The organism is Streptosporangium sp. LJ11 (genome assembly GCF_051918945.1).
Classification (GTDB): domain Bacteria; phylum Actinomycetota; class Actinomycetes; order Streptosporangiales; family Streptosporangiaceae; genus Streptosporangium.
Window position 1 is genome coordinate 35,625 of record NZ_JBPXMB010000037.1, and the last position, 21,423, is coordinate 57,047.

The window sequence follows — 21,423 nt, forward strand, 5'->3', positions numbered from 1 at the left end:
GACGATCACCCGAGCCTGAGCGTCCAAACCTCAGACTCACAGCACCACCGTTAGACCCAGCTCCACCCGAAGGGGCCCGGCATCAGCCGGGCCCCTTCGGCCATTCCCCACCGAAACCACAGGAACAACGACCCGGCTCAGGCGGGATTGAGCTCCCCCACCCGCTCGTTCAGCTCCACCACCGGGCGCTCGCCGGCGTGGGGATCCAGCCGCCGCCGCAGATCGGCGACGTACGACCGGGTCCTGGCCGACTCCAGGCCCTTCGCCAGCTCCAGTGCCTCCACCGCGACGGAGCAGGCCTCCTCCAGCTCCCCCGAGGCGAGCAGCCCGGCCGAGAGCAGCGACAGGTTGAACATCCGCCCGCGTACGTAGCGCCCGTCCATCTCCAGCGAGCGTCTGGCGTGCCGTACCGTCCCCGGCCCGTCGCCCAGATCGCGGAAGCAGTGCGCGAACTTCGCAGAAAGATAGGCCTCGTCGAAGTAGGAGATCCAGTCGGGCTCGTCGCCGGCCCGGCGCCGGTCGAAGGACAGCTCGGCCTCGTGCAGGGAGCTCGCGCACGCCGCGCGGTCGTCCAGCCCCGCGTGCGCGTGGGCCTCCAGCACGTGCGTCTCGGCCAGCAGGGCGAAGATCCCGGCCCGGCGGGCGGAGAGCTGGGCGGCCCTGGCCAGGTCGAGCGCGTGGGCGGGTTGTCCTATATATATGGCCTGGTGGCTCATCCCGGCGAGGATCTCGCCGCCGAGCCCGTGGTCGCCCGCCCCGCGCGCCAGGCGCAGCGCCTGGATCAGGTAGCGCTGGGCCAGGCCGTGCTGCTCCAGGTCGTAGGCCATCCATCCGGCCAGCCGGGTCAGCTCGGCGGCGGCCGACGCCAGCGCCTTGCCGGTGTTCTCGGCGTACGAGCCGTCACCGAGGAGCGGCGCCACCGCCGTATCCAGATATTTCACGACAGCGGGGCGGACCCTCCCACCGCCGAACCTGTTGTCCAGCTCGCCGAAGGACCGGGTGACCTCCCGGATCGCCGCGATGTCGTCCATGCCGACGCGCCGGGTGCCCCGCCCCTCGGGGCGGCCCTCCAGCGGAAGGGTCAGCCAGCGCACCGCCCCGGCGGACCCGGCCCCGATCGCGAAGGTGGAGTCGAGTAAGAACCTTCGTCTCTCCACGTCCCCGCGCCACAGTGCTGTCACGGTCGAGATTCCCTCCTGCCACGTGTGGTTGAACTCCTGCCCGAGGTCGAGAGGCGTCAGGACGGCCGGCAGGCCGAGATCCTCGGGACTCACGGCCCTGCCGAGCCGGAGCGCGAAGATCTCGGCGAGCAGCCCGGTGACCGGGTCTCTCGGCCGCTGGCCCGCGATCCAGCGCAGCACGGAACTGTGGTCGTACCTCAGACCGGACAGGCCACGAGCCGCGCCGAGATCGTTGAGCCGCCGGGCCAGACCCTTGTGGGTGAAGCCCGCCTCGGCGATGAGCCTCTGGAGTAGTCGGTTGGGCTCGCGTCTCATAGCTCCCCTCACCGCGAGAACCATCTGCGTGCCGGCAGCGCGCATGGTCCGGTCGTGCGCGCATCGCTGCCTGATGCACACCTTACGCACATAGGTAACTGAGAGCTCTTTTTATAGCACGATCCGTGACGAATATCGGGGTTTCCGGAAAGCGCGAACGCCCCTCGCCGGTCGGGCGGGGGGCGTCCGTGGTCACATGCCTGGTGGGCACACGATGAGCATGAGGTGGGCATGGGGTGCACGATCGCGCCGGCGGCCGTACGGAGGCGACGACCGGAGGCAGCGGAGGTGACCCTAGAGGCGGGCGACCCCGTCGGCGCGGGCCTGCGCGGAGACGGCGGCGACGACCGCGGGGGCGACGCGCTCGTCGAACGGGCTGGGGATCACGCAGTCGGCCGACAGCTCGTCGTCCCCGACCACCGCGGCCAGCGCCTCGGCCGCGGCGACCTTCATGTTCTCGGTGATCGTGGTGGCGCGGACGTCGAGCGCCCCGCGGAAGACGCCGGGGAAGGCCAGCACGTTGTTGATCTGGTTGGGGAAGTCGGAGCGGCCTGTCGCGACCACGCGCGCGTACTTGCGCGCGATGTCCGGGCGCACCTCGGGCGTCGGGTTGGACAGCGCGAAGACGATCGAGTCCGGGGCCATCGACGCGATGGCCTCCTCGGAGACCGTCGAGCCCGACAGCCCGACGAACACGTCGGCCCCGGCCAGCGCCTGCTCGGTGGAACCGCGCAGGCCCGCCCTGTTGCTGTCGCGCGCCAGGGCCTCCTTCACCGGGTTGAGCCCGACGCGGCCCTCGTGGATGAGGCCCTTGGAGTCGGCCACCGCGATGTCGCCGATGCCCGCGTTGAGCAGGAACCGGCTGACCGCGATCCCGGAGGCGCCGGCGCCGGCGACCACGACGCGCAGCTCTCCCAGCGAGCGGCCGGTCAGCCGCGCGGCGTTCTTCAGCGCGGCCAGCGTGACGATCGCGGTGCCGTGCTGGTCGTCGTGGAAGACGGGGATGTCGAGGAGCTCGCGAAGGCGCGCCTCGATCTCGAAGCAGCGGGGCGCGCTGATGTCCTCGAGGTTGATCCCCCCGAAGGAGGGGGCGAGCCGGACGACCGTCTCGACCAGCGCGTCCACGTTGGTGCAGTCAAGGCAGAGAGGCACCGCGTCGACGTTCGCGAACTGCTTGAACAGCAGTGCCTTGCCCTCCATGACCGGCATGGCGGCGGCGGGCCCGATGTCCCCGAGGCCGAGCACGGCGGTGCCGTCGGAGACGACGGCGACCACGTTGGAGATCCAGGTGTAGTCCTTGGCCAGCTCGGGCTCCTCGGCGATCGCGCTGCAGACCCTGGCCACCCCCGGCGTGTAGGCGAGCGCCAGGTCGTCGGCGTCGCGGACCGGGACGGTGGAGCGGACCTCCAGCTTGCCCCCGCGGTGCAGGGCGAAGGCCGGGTCAAGATCGAGGGCTTCGAGGGCTTCGAGGGAGATGGAGGATGGCATGACAGCCACAGCGACCCCTGTAGTTCAGTCAGACAGACGGATGTTTCCTTCGGAGGCGGCCGGAGGAAGCATGTCCCGGGCTTCGGTAGCCGCTCGGGACCTGCCCACTGAGCACGGTCGCCTGGAGGGGGTACGGGGGTCACCCGTTGCTCGATTGTGCCACATGTTGAGACTGCCGCCCGTGGAGGGAAGTCGCTCACTTTCGCCGTCCCGGTGTTAACCTCACCACATCGTGTAATACTCAAAATCCATGCCGCCTCTTACATCGACGGATCCCCAGATGGACCTGACCTCCTACGCGGAGCTGGCCGTACTACTGATCAACAGTCCCGACCGGCTGACCGGCCTCGACGGGCTGCGCCTGCTCCTGGAAGAGGGCGGCCGCTACCGGCCCGGCTGCCGCATCACCAGGAGCGACCTGGAAGCCCTGCGCGACCTGCGCGAGGAGCTGATGATCGTGTTCGAGACCGCCGAGGCGGGCGACGAGGAGGCGGTGGTCGACCGGCTCAACTCGCTGCTGATCCACCACCCGGTCCAGCCGCAGATCTCCGGTCACGACGGCGAGCGCTGGCACCTGCACCTCACCGAGGGCGGCCGGATGGCCGACCAGTACGCGGTGGGCGCGGTGATGGGACTCGCCACCATGATCACCGATCTCGGCGTCGACCGGCTCGGCCTCTGCCAGGCGCCGCCCTGTCGCAGGGCCTACCTCGACACCTCCTCCAACCGGTCGCGCCGCTACTGCTCGGAGCGGTGCGCCAGCCGGGCCAACGTCGCCGCCTACCGGGCCCGCCAGAAGGTCGTCCAGTAAGCCGGAGACACCCGGAGGCGCCTCACCGGGCCCGCCAGGGATCCGGCCAGTAGCGCAACATCACCCGGCCGACGATCGACGACGGCGGCAGCGCCCCGAAGTCCCAGCTGTCGCGCCGGCCGGAGGCGCGCTGGTTGTCGCTCTCCAGCCACCAGCCGCCGTCCGCCTCCCACGCGGCGCGCTTGACGATGAGCACGGCGGGATCGGACGGCAACCGGGCGACGACCAGGTCCCCCGGCCGCACGGCCGCGCCGCGCCGTACCCAGAGCCAGTCGCCGGGCCGCAGCGCGGGCAGCATCGACTCACCTGCGACACGGACTCTCATGGAGCGTAACCCCCTCCCGCGCGGGCATTCGGAGACGAGTAAGGTCGTTAACCGGACCATTCTGAACCCGGCATCAAGGAAGGATTTCCGATGCTCGCACGACTTATGCGCCCCAAGCACATCGCCTCGGCGCACTGCGACCTGCCCTGCGGCGTGTACGACCCGGCCCAGGCCCGCATCGAGGCCGAATCCGTCAAGGCCATCATGGAGAAGTACGCCGGAAACGAGGACCCGGTGTTCCGCGCCCGCGCGCTGACCATCAAGGAGGAGCGGGCCGAGCTGGTCAAGCACCACCTGTGGGTGCTGTGGACCGACTACTTCAAGCCCCCGCACCTGGAGACCTACCCGCAGCTGCACCAGCTGTTCTGGGAGGCCACCAAGCTCGCGGGCGCGGCCGGCGGCAAGGGCACGGTCGACGTCGCCAAGGCCGACGAGCTCCTCGGCAAGATCGACGACATCTCCAAGATCTTCTGGGAGACCAAGGCCGCCTAAAACCCTCACAACGATCTCGTGATGGGGCGCCGGTAGTCCGGATCAAGGAAACGTCCCCCGGGACACTCCCTTGATCCGGATCGGGGTCCGCGAGGACGCGCCGCCGTCGGCACGTCGTCCGGGCCGCGATGCCTCGACCTCGCCTGACAGGCCGGATCCCGGCGCGCCGGCGTCGCCCGGCCCGGGGCCGGGTCGCGACGCGCCGGAGCCGCCATAAGTACAGTGCCCCTTTTGCGTATCTTCAGGGGTTCTTGACGGTGGCAAATCGCCTCGATCGCGAGTCCAAGCGGGCCAACTACCGTCCCAGGGCTGTAGGTTGCAGTCAGCGACTCTGCGAGGAGGAACGTGACCGAACACACCGAGGCGCCCGCGGTCGGCATGGGCGGGATCCGTGACGTGGTGAGCGTCCGGCTGCCGGCGACGAGTGCCTATCTGTCCGTGCTGCGTACGGCGACAGCCGCGCTTGCCGTACGGCTGGACTTCACGCTGGACGAGATCGAGGATCTTCGGATTGCGGTCGACGAGGCGTGTGCGATGTTACTGACCCAGGCCGTTCCCGGCACCGATCTGACTGCCGAGTTCGAGCTCACCGGGCAGCTGATGAAAGTGCGGGTCGAGGTCAGCACGGTGGGAAGCACCCCTCCAAAGCGCGACGACTTCGCGTGGATGGTGCTCACCGCCCTGGCTGACGATGTGGATGCCGTAACCGACTCCCCCGACCGTATGGCGATCGTCCTCCGCAAGCGCCGAGGCGCGGCGAGGCCGGCGTGACGGAAAGGACTCGTGCCATGGCCGCCAGCGACCACGCGGTGCCCGATCGGGTGCGTGCGCGCCTGCTCTTCGCGGAACTGGTGGAGTTGACCGCCGACGACCCGCGACGCCAGCGCATCCGCGACGAGCTCGTCGAGCTCCATCTCCCCCTCGTCGAATACCTCGCCCGCCGGTTCCGCAACCGGGGCGAGTGGCTGGACGACCTCACCCAGGTCGCGACCATCGGACTGATCAAGTCGATCGACCGCTTCGATCTCGGCCGCGGGGTGGAGTTCTCCACCTACGCGACCCCGACGATCGTGGGCGAGATCAAACGCCACTTCCGCGACAAGGGCTGGGCGGTCCGCGTGCCGCGCCGGCTGCAGGAGCTCAAGCTCTCGCTCACCAAGGCGATCAGCGAGCTCTCCCAGCGGGAGGGGCGCGCGCCGACCGTGGCCGAGCTGGCCGCGTTCCTGAAGATGAGCGAGGAGGAGGTGCTCGAGGGGCTGGAGTCGGCCAACGCCTACTCCACGGTCTCCCTCGACGCGCCCGACTCCGGCGACGACGACGCGCCGGCGGTGGCCGACTCCCTCGGGATCGTGGACGACTCCCTGGAGGGCGTCGAGTACCGCGAGTCGCTCAAGCCCCTGCTGGAGCGGCTGCCTCCGCGCGAGAAGCGGATCCTGCTGCTGCGTTTCTTCGGCAACATGACACAGTCCCAGATCGCCACCGAGCTCGGCATCTCGCAGATGCACGTGTCCCGGTTGCTCGCCAGGACCCTCGCCCAGCTCCGCGAGGGTCTGACCGTCGACGACTAGCCGGACGGCTGGTCCTGGTCCCCGTAGAGGGCGTGCGTCGTCGGCGGGGACAGCAGCGCGACCAGTCCGACCACCGCGAGGGCGATCAGCGAGAAGCCGATCACCAGCTGGTCGGACTGGATCAGCGTGACCGAGACCGGGATGGCGAAGATCTGCGTCAGCACGCCCGGGCTCCGCGCCCACCGCTCCGAGTGGATCATTCCCCAGCCGACCCAGAGCAGGGCGGCGCCGATGATGATCCCGAACGCGGCGACGGCGATCGAGCTCATCAGGTCGGACGGACGGCCGATCACCGTCTCCACGCCGGCGTAGCCGCCGAGGATCAGGGCGGTCGCGCCTTCCAGCGCCATGACGGCGGCGGCGACGGTGAGGGTCAGCGGGCGGTTCGGCACGGGGCCAACCCTATCGCCGGGTATCGTCGCCCCCCTCTTCGCCGCCTCAGCTCGGTTTCCGGCGGATACGCTGAGGCCATGCGCGCGATGCTCCTGGTGAATCCGAAGGCGACGACGACCAACCAGCGAACCAGGGACGTTCTCATCAGGGCGCTGAGCGCGACGATGAACCTCACCGTCGAGGAGACGGGATACCGGGGGCACGCGACGCAGCTCTCCCGCAAGGCGCACGCCTCCGGCTACGACGCGGTGGCCGTGCTGGGTGGTGACGGCACCATCAACGAGGCGGTGAACGGGCTGCTCGACCCGGTGGACGGCAAGGCGGGCGACGAGGGCAGCTCGGCCGACCGGCCCGCGCTGCTGGCCATCCCCGGCGGCAGTGCCAACGTCTTCGCAAGGGCCCTGGGCCTGCCGAACGACCCGGTGGAGGCGGTGGGAGCGATCCTGGAGGCGATCCGCGACGGCCGGAGGCGGACCGTCGGGCTCGGCCAGGCGATCTGGGATGGCCACAGCAGGTATTTCACGTTCTGTAGCGGCCTGGGGTACGACGCCGAGGTGATCAGGGCGGTCGAGGGGATGCGGGGCACCGGCCGCAAGGCGACGCCCACCCGCTATGTGAACACAGCGTTACACCACTACCTGTCGACCGACAAGCGCCACCCGCCGATGACCGTGGAGGGCCCGGAGGTGCCGCGGACCGGCGGCATCTTCATGGCCGTCATCTCCAACACCTCCCCGTGGTCGTTCATCGGCCCCCGCCCGGTCTCCCCGACCCCGTGGGCGAGCTTCGAGACCGGGCTCGACCTGCTGGGCCTGCAGCGCCTCGGCCTGCCCTCCATGCTCCAGCTGATGCCCCAGATCCTCGGCGCCCGCGACACCCTGCCGACGGGCCGCCACCTGGTGCAGCTGCACGACGAGAAGGAGTTCACCCTGAGTTCCAGGCGCCCGGTGGCGTTCCAGCTGGACGGGGACTACCTGGGGGAGGTCGAGCGGATAACGTTCCGCTCTATCCCTGACGCGTTACAGGTCTTGGTCTGATCTGTTACGTGCGGCCTGTGTGACGCATCCGACATCCATTTCAGGTAAAACGTTCTCCCAAACCTCTTGCGTGCACTAAGCGTGGCTGACAATCTCAGGAATGACGTCGGAACGTAGGACCTTTGAGCGGCCACCTCGCTCCCAGGCCAACGGCGATCAAGCGGATGGACCCCCGACCCGAACCACGGACCGGGGAACCGTTCGCGCTGGTTAGTGAAACTCTTCACAAAGTGAGCCGCTGGAGCCGACGCAAGGGCTCCTCATACGAAGGAGTGGACGCATGGACTGGCGCCACAACGCTGCCTGCCGTGACGTGGACCCCGAGCTGTTCTTCCCGATCGGCAACACCGGTCCCGCCCTGATGCAGATCGAGGAAGCCAAGCAGGTCTGCAACTCGTGCAGCATCAGTGAGGCGTGCCTGAAGTGGGCGCTGGAATCCGGCCAGGACGCCGGTGTCTGGGGCGGCCTGAGCGAGGACGAGCGACGTGCGCTCAAGCGCCGCACGGCCCGTGCCCGCACCCGCACGAGCGTCTGAAGCCGAAGCCCCGCCTGATCATCTCGAAGAGGCCCGCTCCCGTACGAGCCTCCGAACCGGCCGCCACACCGGAACATCCCGATGAGAACGCTCCTTTTCCCCGGTCCCATCTCTCCTCGGACCGGGCGACGGGCACGCCCCGCGGCGAGGGCGTGACCTGACGCCGTTCCCCCTCCCCCGCTCAGATCGCGGGGAGGGGAATGCTCAGGCTCACCTCGGTCCCGCCGCCCTGGCGCGGCTCGATGGCGAGCCGCCCGGACAGCTCGCCCACCACCAGGGTCCTGACGATCTGCAGGCCGAGGCTGGTGGTCCGGTCGAGATCGAAGTCCTCGGGCAGCCCGCTGCCGTCATCGGACACGATCACGTCCAGCCGCTCGGCCCCCCGTGACACGATCACCTGCAGCCTGCCCTGGCGCTGTGCCAGCCCGTGCTGGACCGCGTTCTGCAGCAACTCGGTGAGAACCATCGCCAGCGGCGTCGCGACCTCCGAGCGCAACACCCCGAACGTCCCGACGCGATGCGGCACCACCTGCGTCTCCGGGGCCGCGACCTCTCCCGTCATCGCGATCACCCGGTCGGCGATGTCGTCGAAGTCGACCTGTTCCTCGGGCGTGTGGGAGAGCGTCTCGTGCACGATCGCGATCGACCCGACCCTGCGCACCGCCTCCTCCAGCGCCTCCCTGCCCTCCGGCAGCTGCATCCGCCTGGCCTGGAGCCGCAGCAGCGCGGCCACCGTCTGCAGGTTGTTCTTCACCCGGTGGTGGATCTCCTTGATGGTGGCGTCCTTGGTCATCAGCTCCCGCTCGCGGCGCCGCAGCTCGGTCACGTCCCTGATGAGCACCAGCGCGCCGATCCTCCCGCCGCCGACGACCAGCGGGATCGCCCGCAGCTGCACGACCGTGCCGCCCGACTCCACCTCCGTCTCCCTGGGCTCCCGCCCGCTCGCGACGAGCATCAGGTTCTCGTTGATCGGCTCGTCGGAGTAGCAGAGCGTCGCGGTCGTACGGCCCAGCTCCGCGCCGACCAGGTCGGCGTTGAGGCCCAGCCGCCGGTAGGCGGAAAGGGCGTTCGGCGAGGCGTACGTGACGCGGCCCGCCCGGTCGAGCCGGAGCAGGCCGTCGCCGACCCTCGGCGAGCGGACCAGGATCGGCTCGGCGCCGGAGAACGGGAAGCGGCCCTCGGCCACCATCTGGGCCAGGTCGGAGGCGCTCTGCAGGTAGGTCAGCTCCAACCTGGAGGGAGTGCGCGCGGAGGACAGGTTCGTCGAGCGCTGGATGACGCCCAGGAAGTGGTCGGCCCGCCGCACCGGGATGGTCTCCTCGCGGACCGGCACCCCGCTCGACCAGTCGGGATCGCCCTCGCGGCAGATGCGCCGCTCGTTCCAGGCCGTCTCCAGGAGCGGCCGCTCCCCCTTGGCCGCCGTCATCCCCACGATGTCGTCGTGATAGACCGTCGGTCCCGTGGTGGGTCTCATCTGCGCGATCGCGATCCAGCCGGAGCCCTCCTTCAGCGGGATCCACAAGATCAGGTCCGCGAAGGAGAGGTCGGCGAGGAGCTGCCAGTCGGAGACCAGCGAGTGCATCCACTCCAGGTCCGCATCGTCGAGCGCGGTGTGACGGACCGCCAGGTCGCTTAGAGTCGGCACCCGTGCATCATGCGTTCTTTGCAGGCCCGAACGCGAATCGGGTGAGTCCGGCTGGAAAGATGCCGCTTATGGAGCAGACCCCCGACCCGCTGGCCCGGTTCCGCACGGCGGCGGCCACGAGGGAGGCGGCAGGGCTGCGGCGGGTCCTGCGCGCCCGCGCCCCCGACGACGACGGCCTGATCGACCTGGCCTCCAACGACTACCTCGGCCTGGCCAGGGACGAGCGGCTGGTCGAGGCGGCCGTGGCGGCCACGCGAGAGTGGGGTACCGGCTCCACCGGTTCCCGCCTGGTCACGGGCTCCACGGCCCTCCACGCGCGCCTGGAGACGCGCCTGCGCGCCTTCGCCGGAGCGCAGGATGCCCTGGTGTTCTCCTCCGGCTACCTGGCCAACCTGGCCGCCGTCGCGGCCCTGGGCAGGGACGCCCTGGTGGTCTCGGACGCGGGCAACCACGCGTCGATCGTGGACGCCTGCCGGCTGTCGCGCTCGCGGGTCGTGGTCACCCCGCACAAGGACGTGGCGGCCGTGGAGAAGGCGCTGGCCGGCCGGGACGAGGAGCACGCGATCGTGGTCACCGACGCGGTCTTCTCCGTGGACGGCGACCTCGCCCCGCTCGCGGGATTGCACGCGGCGGCGGTGCGGCAGGGCGCGCTGCTGGTCGTCGACGAGGCCCACTCGATCGGGGTCGTCGGCGCTCGCGGGCAGGGCGCGGTGCACGCCGCCGGGCTCGCGGCCGAACCGGGCGTTGTGAGAACGATCACACTGTCCAAATCCCTGGGATCGCAGGGCGGGGCCGTGCTGGGCGCCCCCGAGGTGATCCAGACCCTCGTCGACACGGGACGCTCGTTCATCTTCGACACCGGATTGGCACCGGGCAGCGTTGCGGCGGCACTCGCCGCCGTCGATATCCTTCACCATCAGCCCGAACTGCCCGGACGCGTGCGAACCAGGGCGAGGGAGCTGGCCGCGATGGCCCGCGATCTCGGCCTGGAGACCGGCGATCCGGCGGGTGCGGTCGTCCCCATCGTGCTCGGCCCACCCGAGACCGCGCTTCGGGCCGCCCTCATCTGCGCGGAACACGGGGTGCGCGCCGGATGCTTCCGGCCGCCCTCGGTGCCGGTCGGCCGCTCTTGTCTGCGGTTGACGGCACGGGCCAATCTGAGTTCCGATGATCTAGCGGTGATCCGGGGTGCACTCACCGCCGTGGCCGAGATGAAGGTGACCATGTGAGCGACGACTCCCCGAGGATCCCGAAGTACTACGACGTCAAACGTAGCCTGCTCACCCTCACCAAGAGCCTGCCCGCGGGCAGCGCCCTGCCGCCGGAACGGGCCCTCGCGGTCCGCTTCGAGACGTCGCGCACGACCGTGCGCCAGGCCCTGTCCGAGCTCGTGGTCGAGGGCCGCCTGGTGCGCATCCAGGGCAAGGGGACGTTCGTCGCGCAGCCCAAGGTCGCCCAGGTCCTCCAGCTGACCTCCTACACCGGGAACCTGAGGACCGCCGGCCTCGAACCCGACACCAAGATCCTCGACACCAGTTACGTCACCGCCGACGAGCCGCTGGCCCGCCGCCTGGCCATCAACGCCGGTGGCCGCGTACTGCGCATCCACCGCCTGCGCCTGGCCAACGGCGAGCCGATGTCGATCGACACCACCCACCTGTCGGCCCGGCGCTTCCCCCGCCTCCGGCGGGAGCTCGAGGTGCACTCCTCGCTGTACGAGACGCTGTACAACGCGTACAACGTGCGGCTGACCGACGCCGAGGAGATCATAGAGACCGTGCTGGCCACCCCGTACGACGCGCAGGTGCTCGGCGTCGACGTCGGCCTGCCGATGCTCCTGCTCACCCGGCACGCCTTCGACGCGGACGGCAACCCGGTCGAGTGGGCCCAGTCCCTGTACCGGGGAGACCGCTACAAGTTCGTCACCCGCCTGCGCCGCCCCTGACCCGGCCCCCGACGCCCACGACGGCGCCGGGCCGTGCGGACGCACGCGCCCGCGCGGTCCCGCCCGCCTAAGGTGAGACGGGTGAGCATTCTCGTGGTCACCGGGACCGACACCGGGGTGGGGAAGACGGTCGTCACCGCGGCGGTGGCCGCGCTCGCCAGGGAGCGGGGCTCCTCGGTGGCGGTGGTGAAGCCCGCGCAGACCGGGGTGTCCGGTGCCGAGCCGGGCGACGTGGACGACGTCATCCGGCTGTCCGGGGTACGCACGACCTTCGAGCTGGCCAGGTACCCCGCCGCGCTGTCCCCCGCCGCGGCGGCGCGCCTGTCCGGCCTGCCGCCGGTCTCCGTCACGCGGGCGGCGGCCCGGATCAAGGAGCTGGCCGACTCGCACCGGCTGGTGATCGTCGAGGGGGCGGGCGGGCTGCTCGTCCGCTTCGACGAGGAGGGGGCGACCCTCGCCGACCTCGCCCGGGCGCTCTCGGCCCAGGTGCTCCTGGTGACCAGGGCCGGGCTGGGCACGCTCAACCACACCGCGCTGACGCTGGAGGCGATGGCCCACCGAGGGCTGGAGCCCGCCGGAGTGGTGATCGGCTCCTGGCCGGCCGAACCCGGCCTCGCCGAGCGGAGCAACGTGGCGGACCTGGAGATGCTGGCCGCCCGGCCGCTGGCGGGCGCCCTCCCGGAGGGGGCCGGGTCGCTGGAGCGCGACGCCTTCGCCCGCGCGGCCCGCGCGGGACTGGGCCCGGCGCTGGGCGGCGGCTTCGACCCCCCTTCCTTCCGCGCCACCCTTAGGCTTTCCCCGTAGCCGGAGCCGCGGAGTTCCTCTCCACACTGGAGGTATTTGATGAGCGACATCCTCGAGATCGCCCGGACCCAGGTGCTGGAGGAGGGACGCGGCCTCGACGCGGCGCAGGCGCTGCGCTGCCTGGAGCTGCCCGACGACCGCCTGGCCGAGCTGCTGGCCCTCGCCCACGAGGTGCGGATGAAGTGGTGCGGTCCGGAGGTGGAGGTCGAGGGGATCGTCTCCCTCAAGACCGGCGGCTGCCCGGAGGACTGCCACTTCTGCTCGCAGTCGGGGCAGTTCTCCTCCCCGGTCCGCGCCGTCTGGCTGGACATCCCCTCGCTGGTCGAGGCCGCCAGGGAGACCGCGGCGACGGGAGCCACCGAGTTCTGCATCGTGGCCGCCGTACGGGGCCCCGACCGGCGGCTGATGGACCAGGTCCGCCAGGGTGTGAAGGCGATCCGCGAGGCGGTCGACATCAACGTCGCGTGCTCGCTGGGCATGCTCACCCAGGAGCAGGTGGACGAGCTGGCCGAGATGGGCGTGCACCGCTACAACCACAACCTGGAGACCGCGAGGTCGCACTTCGGCAAGGTCGTCACCACCCACACCTGGGAGGAGCGCTGGGACACCTGCCTGATGGTGCGCGAGGCCGGGATGGAACTGTGCTGCGGCGGCATCGTGGGCATGGGCGAGACGCGGGAGCAGCGCGCCGAGTTCGCCGGGCAGCTCGGCGAGCTGGCGCCCGACGAGGTCCCGCTGAACTTCCTCAACCCGCGTCCCGGCACCCCCTTCGCGTCCTTCCCGCTGCTGGAGGGGTCGGAGGCGCTGCGGACGATCGCCACCTTCAGGCTCGCGCTGCCCCGCACGATCCTGCGCTACGCGGGGGGCCGCGAGCTGACCCTGGGCGACCTGGGCACCCGTGACGGCATGCTCGGCGGCATCAACGCGATCATCGTGGGCAACTACCTGACCACCCTGGGCCGTACGGCCGAGGCCGACCTCGGCCTGCTGGTGGACCTCAAGATGCCCATCAAGGCGCTCTCCGACACCCTCTGAGCCCCGCGAAGGCTCCTCGCGAGAGACGCGAGGGGCCTCGCGAGCCGGCGGTCACCCCGGCGGGCCCGCGCTCCGGCCCGTACCCGATCCCCCGCCGGTCCCGTGCGGCCCGCACGGGCTCGCCACCAGGTGTTGCACGGCCTATTTCCGGATAGACGCGATATGCGACGGCCGCATTAGGCGAAGGGATCTGGGCAGGGAGAACAATCCCTGTCCGGCTAAGTGACTGACTGGTAGGTTGCGCGATATGGAGTCTCCCAAGCACGCAGGTGACATAGCGGTCGCCGTCTCCAAGGCATACGGCATCGAGACCATGTTCACCCTGTCCGGCGGGCACGTCTTCCCGCTCTACGACGGTGCGGTCCACGAGGGCATGCCCATCCTGGACGTCCGCCACGAGCAGAGTGCCGTCTTCGCCGCCGAGGCGACCGCGCGGCTGACACGCAAACCCGGGCTGGCCGTGCTCACCGCGGGCCCCGGCATCACCAACGGCGTCAGCGGGGTGGCCACCGCGCACTTCAACGGGTCCCCCGTGGTGGTCATGGGAGGCCGCGCCCCGCAGTCGCGCTGGGGGTCGGGCGCGCTGCAGGAGATCGACCACCCGCCGCTGTTCGCGCCCATCACCAAGCTGGCCTTCACCGGCTCCGGCGCCGACTCCGTCGCGCAGGACGTGGAGATGGCCTTCCGCACGGCCCTCGCCCCGCACCGCGGTCCCGTCTTCCTCGACTTCCACATGGACCACCTCTTCTCGGCCGCGCCCGCGCTCGAGGAGGCCCCCGAGACGCTGACCCCGTCGCCGCTGGAGCCCGACCCCGAGGCGCTGGCCACGATCGCTCAGCTGATCGCCGAGGCCCAGCACCCGGTGCTGGTGCTCGGCTCGGACGTGTGGATGGACCGTGCCGAGGAGGTCGCCAGGAGCTTCGTCGAGGAGTACCGCCTGCCGGTCATCCCCAACGGCCAGGGCCGCGGCATCCTGCCCGCCGGTCACGAGCTGCTGGTCACCCGAGCCAGGGGGATGGCGTTCTCGCAGGCCGACCTGGTGATCGTGGCGGGCGCCCCGATCGACTTCCGCCTCGGCTACGGCTGGTTCGGCGGCAAGGACGGCGCCCCGCTCGCCAAGGTCGTGCACCTGGCCGACGCGCCGTCGCAGCTGACCACGCACATGGATCCCGCGGCCGTCGCCGCCGGCGACCTCTCGCTGCTCTTCTGGAGCCTCGGCGCGGCCTGTGCCAACGCGGGCGTCTCCCCCAAGACCTACGCGCCCTGGGTGACGCAGCTGTCCGAGGCCGCCTCGGCCGCCATCGCCGCCGACACCGCCCTGCTGGAGTCCGCGTCCGACCCGATCCACCCGATGCGGATCTACGGGGAGCTGAGCAAGATCCTCGCCGACGACGCCGTGGTGATCGGCGACGGCGGCGACTTCGTCTCGTACGCGGGCAAGTACGTCGAGCCGCGGCAGCCGGGCAACTGGCTCGACCCGGGCCCGTACGGCTGCCTGGGCACCGGCCTGGGCTACGCCATCGCCGCCAGGATCGCCCGTCCCTCCTCACAGGTGGTGCTGCTGCTCGGCGACGGCGCGGCCGGCTTCTCGCTGATGGACGTGGACACGCTCGTACGACACCGCCTGCCCGTCGTGATGATCTGCGGCAACAACGGCATGTGGGGCCTGGAGAAGCACCCCATGCAGATGCTCTACGGCTACGACGTGGCCGCCGAGCTGCAGCCGCAGTGCCGCTACGACCAGGTGGTGACCGCCCTCGGCGGCGGCGGCGAGCTCGTCACCGACCCGTCGGAGATCGGCCCGGCCCTGCGCCGCGCGTTCGACTCCGGCATCCCCTACATGGTCAACATCGCCACCGACCCCTCGGTGGCCTACCCCCGGCACACCACGGGCATCTAGGAGAGCGCCACCGGGCTCGCGCACGAGGACCGGAAGGTCCGCGGCGCGAGCCGGTCGTCACACCACGCGGGACCGTGGCCTGCCGGTCGTCACCTGGCGAGACTAGGGCTTGCCGGTCGGCGTCGCGGAGGGCGTCGGCGGGCAGTCGGCGATGGCGGCGATGATCTCCACCGGCTTGGACGGGTCCCACATCGTGCCCCCGCCCGGGCGGGACTCGACGATCTGGGTGCAGTTCTCCGGCTTGACGTCGGCGCTGTAGGAGAGCGTCACCTTGAAACCCGCCTGCTTGAGCGTCGCGCTCGCCGTCTCCGGCTTCATGCCGACGGTGTCCGGGACACTCCTCTTCGGCTTCGGAGTCGGGGTCGGCGTGGGGGTGGGAGTCGGTTTCGGCGTCTTCGTCGCCGTCGTCGGGGTGGGGGTCGGTGACTTCTCATCCGGAGTGGGCTCCGGGGTGGGCCGGGTGTTCCCCTGCCCGCGCGTCACTCTCGGAGTTGGCGACGTCGTCTTGCGGGGGGGCTTCCTCGTCCCCGTCTTCTTCGTCTCACCGACGTCGGGCGTGGCCACCGGGTGCTTCATGGAATCGATGGTCGACGCCTCCCGGGAGGCAGCCATGCCGTTGATCGCCACCGCGACGAGGCCGGCGCACATCACGGCCGCGACCGCCGACGCCGCGACCAGCCCGCTCTTGCTCCGCGGCTTCCGCGCGGCACGGCGGCCACGGCCCTGCCCGCCCGCCTCGACGGCCGCCCCGGCTCCCGCCGTCGGCGCGGTGAAGTGCTGCGAGCCTCCCTGCCAGCCGCCGGTCGACGCCTGCGATCCCTGCCAGTTTCCGGTCGGCGCCTGGGCGTCCTGCCAGCCGCCGGCGGGGCTCTGAGCGCCCTGCCAGCCCGTTTGGGGCGTGGCCGATCCCTGGCCCTGCCAGCCGGTCTGCCCCTGCGAGCCTGCCTGCGGAGCCTGTGACTGCCAGCCGGTCTGCCCTTGCGGACCCGCCTGGGGAGCCTGCGCCTGCCAGCCGGTCTCCGGCGGCGCGGCCTGCTGCGCGGACGACAGCGTGTCGCCGCCCTCCGTGCCGAAGGCCGCCTGCCTGGCGGCGGCGCTCATGGCCGCGGCGCTGGGAAAGCGCCGGGCCGGATCCTTGGCGAGGGAGCGCTCCACAAGCGCGCGAACCGCGGGCGGAATGTCCGGCGGCAGCGGCGGCGGCGCCTCGCGGATGTGCTTGAGCGCGATGGTGACGGGCGTGTCGCCGTCGAACGGGCGCTGCCCGGCCAGGCACTCGTACGCCACCACGCCCAGCGCGTAGATGTCCACGGCGGGTGTGACGGGCGCACCCTCGGCCTGCTCGGGCGCGCAGTAGGCGGCGGTGCCGAGCACCATGCCCGCGTCCGTGAGTCGGCTCGCGGTGTCGGACCTCGCGATGCCGAAGTCGGTGAGCACGAGCGTGCCGTCCGAACGCACCAGCAGGTTGCCCGGCTTGATGTCCCGGTGGACGATGCCCTGGTCGTGGACCGCCTGCAGTGCCGAGGCCGCCTGGGCGATGAGGTCCATCGCGGCCCCTGGAGCGATCCTTCGCAGCCGCCCGAGCAGGCGGTCGAGCGGCTCGCCGTCGACGAACTTCATCACCAGGTATGCCGTCGCCCCCGCGCCAGGCACCTCGTGAACCCCGTAGTCGTACACGTCGACGACCCCGGGGTGGTTGATCGTCGCCATCGCCCGGGCCTCACCCTGGAAGCGAACCAGGAAGCCCGGATCGTCGGTACGGCCCGGAAGCAGCACCTTTACGGCGACAGTGCGGGCCAGGACGATGTCCTCGCCCTTCCACACCTCGCCCATACCGCCGGCGCCGATGCGGGTGCTTAGGCGATACCGCCCCGCCAGCGTCGTGCCTTGGGCCACCATGACTCCCCCGTAACCCTCTCCACTCCTACCTCAGAGCTCTCAACAAAGCGCACCCGTATCGCGGCACCGTCACAGCGCTGTAACGAAACCCTGCATGCCAGATGGCTCACAAACGAGACGCGTGCCGTAGCATCGCACAAAACCCGGCGCTTTTGGGCGTACTTGTGCACCTTGCAGGCCCTTGTGTCCAGGGCCACTCGGGAGTCACGCAGGAAACAGCCAACCCGGGTGCCACGGCGTCACCCCGAGATATCCGGGGTGAACTCCCTAAAACCCTACAAGGGTACGCAAAAAACACCTAAGCCGGGGTGAAACCGGCCGGTGTCAACCGCTCGTCGTGCCGTGCTCGGCGCAGCGCGCGGACCAGCCGCCGGGGGTCACCTGCACCACCATCCGGCGGCGGCAGCGGGAACAGTAACGGGGCGGCTCCATCGCACGGGCCGCCAGGCACGCGGCGTGGTCGGCCTCGCCCTCCGGGCGCCCGCAGTGGTCGCAGTACGGGGTCACGGGACCAGACCCTATGCTGACGCGCATGACGCTCGCTCCCGGTCTGCAGGCACGGCTTCTCATCATGGTGGAAAGGGAGGACACCGCGACGAAGGTCGGCAGCGGTGACGTGCCGGTGCTGGCGACTCCCCGCCTGCTCGCCTTCGCCGAGCGGGCCACCGTCCAGGCGATCGCGGGCGCCCTGGCCCCGGGCCAGACCTCCGTGGGCACCCGGGTCTCCCTGGAGCACCTGGAGGCCAGCCCGATCGGCACGCACGTCGAGATCGCCGTCGAGCTCACCGAGGTCGACGGGCGCCGCCTGGTCTTCGGCTTCACCGCCCGCGACCGGAAGGCCCTCGTCGCCTCGGGAACGATCGAGCGCGTCGTCGTCGACCGCGAGCGCTTCCTCGCCCGGCTCGTCAGCGACGACGGGACTACTCGATGACGGCGATCAGGTCGCCCTCCTGGATGACGTCGCCATCGGCGACCTGAAGCCTGGCGATCACGCCGCCCTCCTCGGCGAGAACCGGGATCTCCATCTTCATCGACTCGAGGATGACCACGGGGTCGCCTTCCTCGACGGGGTCCCCCTCGGCCACGAGGATCTTCCAGACGTTCGCCACCATCTCGGCGCGGATCTCAGCCACCGGAAACTCCCATCGTTCAACGTTCTTCAACTGTGCCAGACAGAGCCGATCACGTCCGTATACGGACCGCCAGTTCCGTGTCGCGGTTTTCGCCGACGAGTTCCGGCCGTTCCGGCGACCCGGCGTAGAACGGAGGAACCGCCCGGGATCCTCCGCGTAGCCCGCGTGAGGCCTAGAGACGGTGAATCGGGGCCAGCCTGTCGATCACCCGGGCCATCGCCTCCACGACCGTCGGGTCGTACTCCCGGCCCACGCCGAGCCGGAGCCGTTCCAGGGCGGCACCCGCCCGGTCGCGGTCGCTGGAACCACCGACGAGATCGTCGTAGGCGTTGGCCGCCTTGATGATGCGGCTGGCCATCGGAGGCTGCTCCGCGCAGGTGTCGCACTGGCGGCGGACGATCTCGGCCACCCGGTCCAGCACCCCGGTCTGCTTGATCACCTCCGCGCCCAGCTCGGCGATGCGCCGCGCCTGCTCGGGGTCGGTGAGGACCGTGGCGCCGCCGGGAATGGGATCGCGCAACGACAGCTGGCCGATGTCGTGCATGAGCGCGGCGTACTCCAGCTCCAGCAGCTCGGGCTCCGCCGTGCCGAGCTCCCGCCCGACCGCCACCGACAGGCGGCTCACCCGGCGGGAGTGCCCCGGCTCGACGTACCCGCCGACCTCGGTGACCCGCGCCAGCGCCCGTACGGTCTGCAGGTAGGTCGCCCTGATCCCGGCGTACTTGCGGAAGGCGACCTGGGTGACCAGCAGCGGCGCGGCGAAGACCAGCAGCGCGGTCATGCCCATGCTGTGCGAGGCGAGCGCGAGCAGGATGCCCGAGGCGGCGACGGCGGCCCCCAGCGGCGCGGCCATCCACAGCTCGTCGTGGACGGCCACCCTGAGAGCGGCACGCACCTGCTCGGCCCGCAGCACGGCGGCCAGCAGCACGTCGACCACCACCATGAGCAGGATGAACAGGGCCATCACGCCGAGCGCGGGCCACCAGCCGCTCTCCCCGCCCCTGGCCAGGTCGAACAACGGCCCGGCCAGGGGCCGGTAGGCCAGCGCGAGCAGGGCGCCGGTGAAGAGCCTGCGTGCCATCCCGTCCAGCTGGGGCGGGCGGCCCACCGCGAGGTGCGGCAGCGCCCCCGCGACCATGCCGGCCGCCAGCACCGCGACGACCTGCAGCGCCGAATGCTCCGCGGGAACGCCGCCCATGTCCAGCAGGAGCGTGTAACCGAGCGCGGCCGCCGCGCCGATCGGCGCCACCTCCCTGTTGCCGGGCATGGTGAGCCTGGCCAGCTCCCCGATCGCGATCAGCGCGCCGAAGGCGACGGCGATCTGGGGGTCGAGCAGGCCGGTCGCGGCCGTGTGGGCCACCCCGGCCACCGCCAGGAGCCCCGCCGCGCAGATCAGCAGGAGCTGGCCCGAGTCGAGCGTCTGGAAAACCCGGTTGGCGCCGGAGCCGTTCATCGCTCGGACACCACCTGGATGGGCACGGTCGGGTCGTCGTGGTCCTTCGCCGTGGTCTCCGACACGTCGACCGGGGGCGTGACGACCGTGCGCGGCGGCTCCCAGCCGTCACGGTCGACGGCCTTGACGAAGGCGACCACCATCACCGGGTCGAACTGGGTGCCGGCGCCCTTGCGCAGCTCGGCCATCGCCACCTCGCGCGAGCGGGCGTTGCGGTAGGAGCGGTCGGAGGTCATCGAGTCGAAGGCGTCGGCCACCGCGATGATCCTGGCGAACTCCGGGATCTCGTCCCCCGCCAGGCCCATCGGGTAACCCTTGCCGTCCTGCCGCTCGTGGTGGTGCATGATCCCGGCGAACGCCTCGTCCAGGAAGTCGATGCCGCGCACGATCTCCAGCCCGCGCATCGGATGGAGCTGGATGGCCGCGAACTCCTCCTCGCTGAGCGGGCCGTCCTTTTGCAGCACCTTGGTCGGCACGCCCAGCTTGCCGACGTCGTGCAGCATCCCGGCGTAGCGGATCGCGCGCAGCCGCTCGGACCCCATGCCGATCTCCTCGGCGATCATTCCGGCGGCCAGGGAGACGCGGGTGCAGTGGCCGCGCGTGTAGTAGTCCTTGGTCTCCACGGCCTGGCAGAGCGCGGCGATCGTCGCGTCGTAGGAGCGCTGCTGCGCGAGGTACTGGCCGAAGGCCCAGCGGGCCACGAAGAGCGGAAGCAGCACGAGCACCGCGGAGATCGAGCTGACCGTGGCCCACAGCCCGGCGATCAGCAGCCCGAAGGTGGCGTAGCCGAAGTAGGAGACCATGAACTGCGCCACGCCCCGCAACGGCACCTGGTCGGCCTGGCCGGTGAGCTTCAGCACGATCGCGATCAGGACGAAGTTGAGGGGCACGAAGACGGCCGCCGCGCCCGCGAACGGCACGATGATGGCGTCGAACCCGTCGATGGTCGGCACCCCGGACCTGCCGCCGAGCCACACGTAGACCCGGCCCGCGACATAGCCGCAGATCGCGAACTGGGCGCTGTTGAACAGCCGCTTCACCAGCGGCAGGCCGGGCCGCACGCTGAACATGGCCGTCATGCCGACCAGCGCCGCCCCCTCGGGGCCGAGCAGCACCACCGCGGCGAGCACGGCGGAGAAGCTGACCGACACCGCGGCCTGCCGGACGTGCAGCAGGGTGGGCACCGACTCGCACACCAGGAACAGCAGGGCCAGCACCATGAGGTTGGACCAGTCGAGCGGATCCAGCCGGCCGTCCTCGGCCACGTTGTATCCGAGCAGCGCGAACGCGGCTCCGATGACAAGGATCAGATAGACCTTGGCAAACCACGGCAGTCCACGCAAAGCGGCCACCCTAGTGTTCCTAAAGGGCGCGTGCTCAGGTCCAGGAAATCCCAGGAAAGACCGGGGTGACCGTTTCCTTTAACATGCGCTGCCTCCACGTCGATTTCGCACCCAGGCTATCGAA

At 70.8% G+C, this 21,423-nt stretch carries 22 protein-coding genes; 12 read left to right on the forward strand and 10 right to left on the reverse strand.

Annotated elements, in window-relative coordinates; genetic code table 11:
• Positions 1-137 precede the first annotated feature (137 nt).
• Both ACTOQ3_RS38295 and ACTOQ3_RS38300 read right to left on the reverse strand, forming a co-directional pair.
• Positions 138-1,496 (reverse strand): hypothetical protein, encoded by a 1,359-nt coding sequence (locus ACTOQ3_RS38295; RefSeq protein WP_440088566.1) that lies wholly within the window; start codon positions 1,494-1,496, stop codon positions 138-140.
• 294 nt (positions 1,497-1,790) lie between these two features.
• Positions 1,791-2,984, reverse strand: coding sequence for an NAD(P)-dependent malic enzyme (locus ACTOQ3_RS38300; protein ID WP_440088609.1), 1,194 nt, complete (start codon positions 2,982-2,984; stop codon positions 1,791-1,793).
• Positions 2,985-3,264: 280 nt separating this feature from the next.
• On the opposite strand from ACTOQ3_RS38300, the gene ACTOQ3_RS38305 reads away from it, so the two are divergent.
• Positions 3,265-3,795: a CGNR zinc finger domain-containing protein gene (locus ACTOQ3_RS38305; protein ID WP_362697777.1), complete on the forward strand. Its 531-nt coding sequence runs from the start codon at positions 3,265-3,267 to the stop codon at positions 3,793-3,795.
• Positions 3,796-3,817: 22 nt separating this feature from the next.
• Here ACTOQ3_RS38305 and sodX read toward each other — a convergent pair whose 3' ends face one another.
• Complete coding sequence (gene sodX, locus ACTOQ3_RS38310; RefSeq protein ID WP_440088568.1) at positions 3,818-4,120, reverse strand: nickel-type superoxide dismutase maturation protease; 303 nt, start codon at positions 4,118-4,120, stop codon at positions 3,818-3,820.
• 90 nt (positions 4,121-4,210) lie between these two features.
• Between sodX and sodN the strand changes: the two genes are divergently transcribed.
• The 3 genes from sodN (at position 4,211) to ACTOQ3_RS38325 (ending at position 6,180) form a co-directional block, all read left to right on the forward strand.
• Positions 4,211-4,612: a superoxide dismutase, Ni gene (gene sodN / locus ACTOQ3_RS38315; protein WP_440088571.1), complete on the forward strand. Its 402-nt coding sequence runs from the start codon at positions 4,211-4,213 to the stop codon at positions 4,610-4,612.
• 345 nt (positions 4,613-4,957) lie between these two features.
• On the forward strand, positions 4,958-5,383 hold the full coding sequence (locus ACTOQ3_RS38320; RefSeq protein ID WP_030924831.1) for an anti-sigma factor: 426 nt from the start codon (positions 4,958-4,960) through the stop codon (positions 5,381-5,383).
• 17 nt (positions 5,384-5,400) lie between these two features.
• Positions 5,401-6,180, forward strand: a complete 780-nt coding sequence (locus ACTOQ3_RS38325) for an RNA polymerase sigma factor SigF (RefSeq protein WP_362697768.1) — start codon at positions 5,401-5,403, stop codon at positions 6,178-6,180.
• Here the strand turns inward: ACTOQ3_RS38325 and ACTOQ3_RS38330 are convergent.
• Positions 6,177-6,572, reverse strand: a complete 396-nt coding sequence (locus ACTOQ3_RS38330; protein WP_440088572.1) for a hypothetical protein — start codon at positions 6,570-6,572, stop codon at positions 6,177-6,179. The genes ACTOQ3_RS38325 and ACTOQ3_RS38330 overlap by 4 nt on opposite strands.
• A 78-nt stretch (positions 6,573-6,650) precedes the next feature.
• Between ACTOQ3_RS38330 and ACTOQ3_RS38335 the strand changes: the two genes are divergently transcribed.
• Together ACTOQ3_RS38335 and ACTOQ3_RS38340 are read left to right on the forward strand one after the other, a co-directional pair.
• Positions 6,651-7,610 (forward strand): diacylglycerol/lipid kinase family protein, encoded by a 960-nt coding sequence (locus ACTOQ3_RS38335; protein WP_440088573.1) that lies wholly within the window; start codon positions 6,651-6,653, stop codon positions 7,608-7,610.
• Positions 7,611-7,890: 280 nt separating this feature from the next.
• The gene (locus ACTOQ3_RS38340; protein ID WP_440088575.1) at positions 7,891-8,145 is read left to right on the forward strand and encodes a WhiB family transcriptional regulator; all 255 of its coding nucleotides are present in this window, start codon (positions 7,891-7,893) and stop codon (positions 8,143-8,145) included.
• A gap of 181 nt (positions 8,146-8,326) precedes the next feature.
• Here ACTOQ3_RS38340 and ACTOQ3_RS38345 read toward each other — a convergent pair whose 3' ends face one another.
• The gene (locus tag ACTOQ3_RS38345; protein WP_440073013.1) at positions 8,327-9,790 is read right to left on the reverse strand and encodes a sensor histidine kinase; all 1,464 of its coding nucleotides are present in this window, start codon (positions 9,788-9,790) and stop codon (positions 8,327-8,329) included.
• Positions 9,791-9,858: 68 nt separating this feature from the next.
• Here ACTOQ3_RS38345 and ACTOQ3_RS38350 point away from each other — a divergent pair, with 68 nt between their 5' ends.
• The 5 genes from ACTOQ3_RS38350 to ACTOQ3_RS38370 all read left to right on the forward strand — a co-directional run bounded on the left by ACTOQ3_RS38350 (position 9,859) and on the right by ACTOQ3_RS38370 (position 15,474).
• Complete coding sequence (locus ACTOQ3_RS38350; protein ID WP_440088576.1) at positions 9,859-11,019, forward strand: 8-amino-7-oxononanoate synthase; 1,161 nt, start codon at positions 9,859-9,861, stop codon at positions 11,017-11,019.
• The gene (locus tag ACTOQ3_RS38355) at positions 11,016-11,735 is read left to right on the forward strand and encodes a GntR family transcriptional regulator (protein ID WP_350976883.1); all 720 of its coding nucleotides are present in this window, start codon (positions 11,016-11,018) and stop codon (positions 11,733-11,735) included. The genes ACTOQ3_RS38350 and ACTOQ3_RS38355 overlap by 4 nt, the downstream gene beginning before the upstream one ends.
• An 81-nt stretch (positions 11,736-11,816) precedes the next feature.
• Positions 11,817-12,539, forward strand: coding sequence for a dethiobiotin synthase (bioD, locus tag ACTOQ3_RS38360; RefSeq protein ID WP_440088577.1), 723 nt, complete (start codon positions 11,817-11,819; stop codon positions 12,537-12,539).
• A 39-nt stretch (positions 12,540-12,578) separates the two neighbouring features.
• A complete protein-coding gene (gene bioB / locus ACTOQ3_RS38365) occupies positions 12,579-13,574 on the forward strand; it encodes a biotin synthase BioB (RefSeq protein WP_440088579.1) in 996 nt (331 codons plus the stop codon).
• A 247-nt stretch (positions 13,575-13,821) separates the two neighbouring features.
• On the forward strand, positions 13,822-15,474 hold the full coding sequence (locus ACTOQ3_RS38370; protein WP_440088580.1) for an acetolactate synthase: 1,653 nt from the start codon (positions 13,822-13,824) through the stop codon (positions 15,472-15,474).
• A 102-nt stretch (positions 15,475-15,576) separates the two neighbouring features.
• Here the strand turns inward: ACTOQ3_RS38370 and ACTOQ3_RS38375 are convergent, their stop codons facing one another.
• Both ACTOQ3_RS38375 and bsaP read right to left on the reverse strand, forming a co-directional pair.
• Positions 15,577-17,370, reverse strand: coding sequence for a serine/threonine protein kinase (locus ACTOQ3_RS38375; RefSeq protein ID WP_440088582.1), 1,794 nt, complete (start codon positions 17,368-17,370; stop codon positions 15,577-15,579).
• A 324-nt stretch (positions 17,371-17,694) separates the two neighbouring features.
• Entirely contained in the window at positions 17,695-17,904 is a 210-nt protein-coding gene (gene bsaP, locus ACTOQ3_RS38380; protein WP_440073019.1) for a biotin synthase auxiliary protein BsaP, read from the reverse strand.
• On the opposite strand from bsaP, the gene ACTOQ3_RS38385 reads away from it, so the two are divergent.
• The gene (locus tag ACTOQ3_RS38385; RefSeq protein ID WP_440088584.1) at positions 17,903-18,301 is read left to right on the forward strand and encodes a thioesterase family protein; all 399 of its coding nucleotides are present in this window, start codon (positions 17,903-17,905) and stop codon (positions 18,299-18,301) included. The genes bsaP and ACTOQ3_RS38385 overlap by 2 nt on opposite strands.
• On the opposite strand, the gene ACTOQ3_RS38390 is transcribed toward ACTOQ3_RS38385, so the two are convergent.
• The 3 genes from ACTOQ3_RS38390 to ACTOQ3_RS38400 all read right to left on the reverse strand — a co-directional run bounded on the left by ACTOQ3_RS38390 (position 18,291) and on the right by ACTOQ3_RS38400 (position 21,308).
• On the reverse strand, positions 18,291-18,503 hold the full coding sequence (locus ACTOQ3_RS38390) for a biotin/lipoyl-binding carrier protein (protein ID WP_440088585.1): 213 nt from the start codon (positions 18,501-18,503) through the stop codon (positions 18,291-18,293). The two genes, ACTOQ3_RS38385 and ACTOQ3_RS38390, sit on opposite strands and share 11 nt — an antisense overlap.
• Positions 18,504-18,675: 172 nt before the next feature.
• A complete protein-coding gene (locus tag ACTOQ3_RS38395) occupies positions 18,676-19,956 on the reverse strand; it encodes an HD-GYP domain-containing protein (protein ID WP_440088586.1) in 1,281 nt (426 codons plus the stop codon).
• The gene (locus ACTOQ3_RS38400; protein WP_440088588.1) at positions 19,953-21,308 is read right to left on the reverse strand and encodes an HD-GYP domain-containing protein; all 1,356 of its coding nucleotides are present in this window, start codon (positions 21,306-21,308) and stop codon (positions 19,953-19,955) included. The genes ACTOQ3_RS38395 and ACTOQ3_RS38400 overlap by 4 nt, the downstream gene beginning before the upstream one ends.
• Positions 21,309-21,423: the final 115 nt, after the last annotated feature.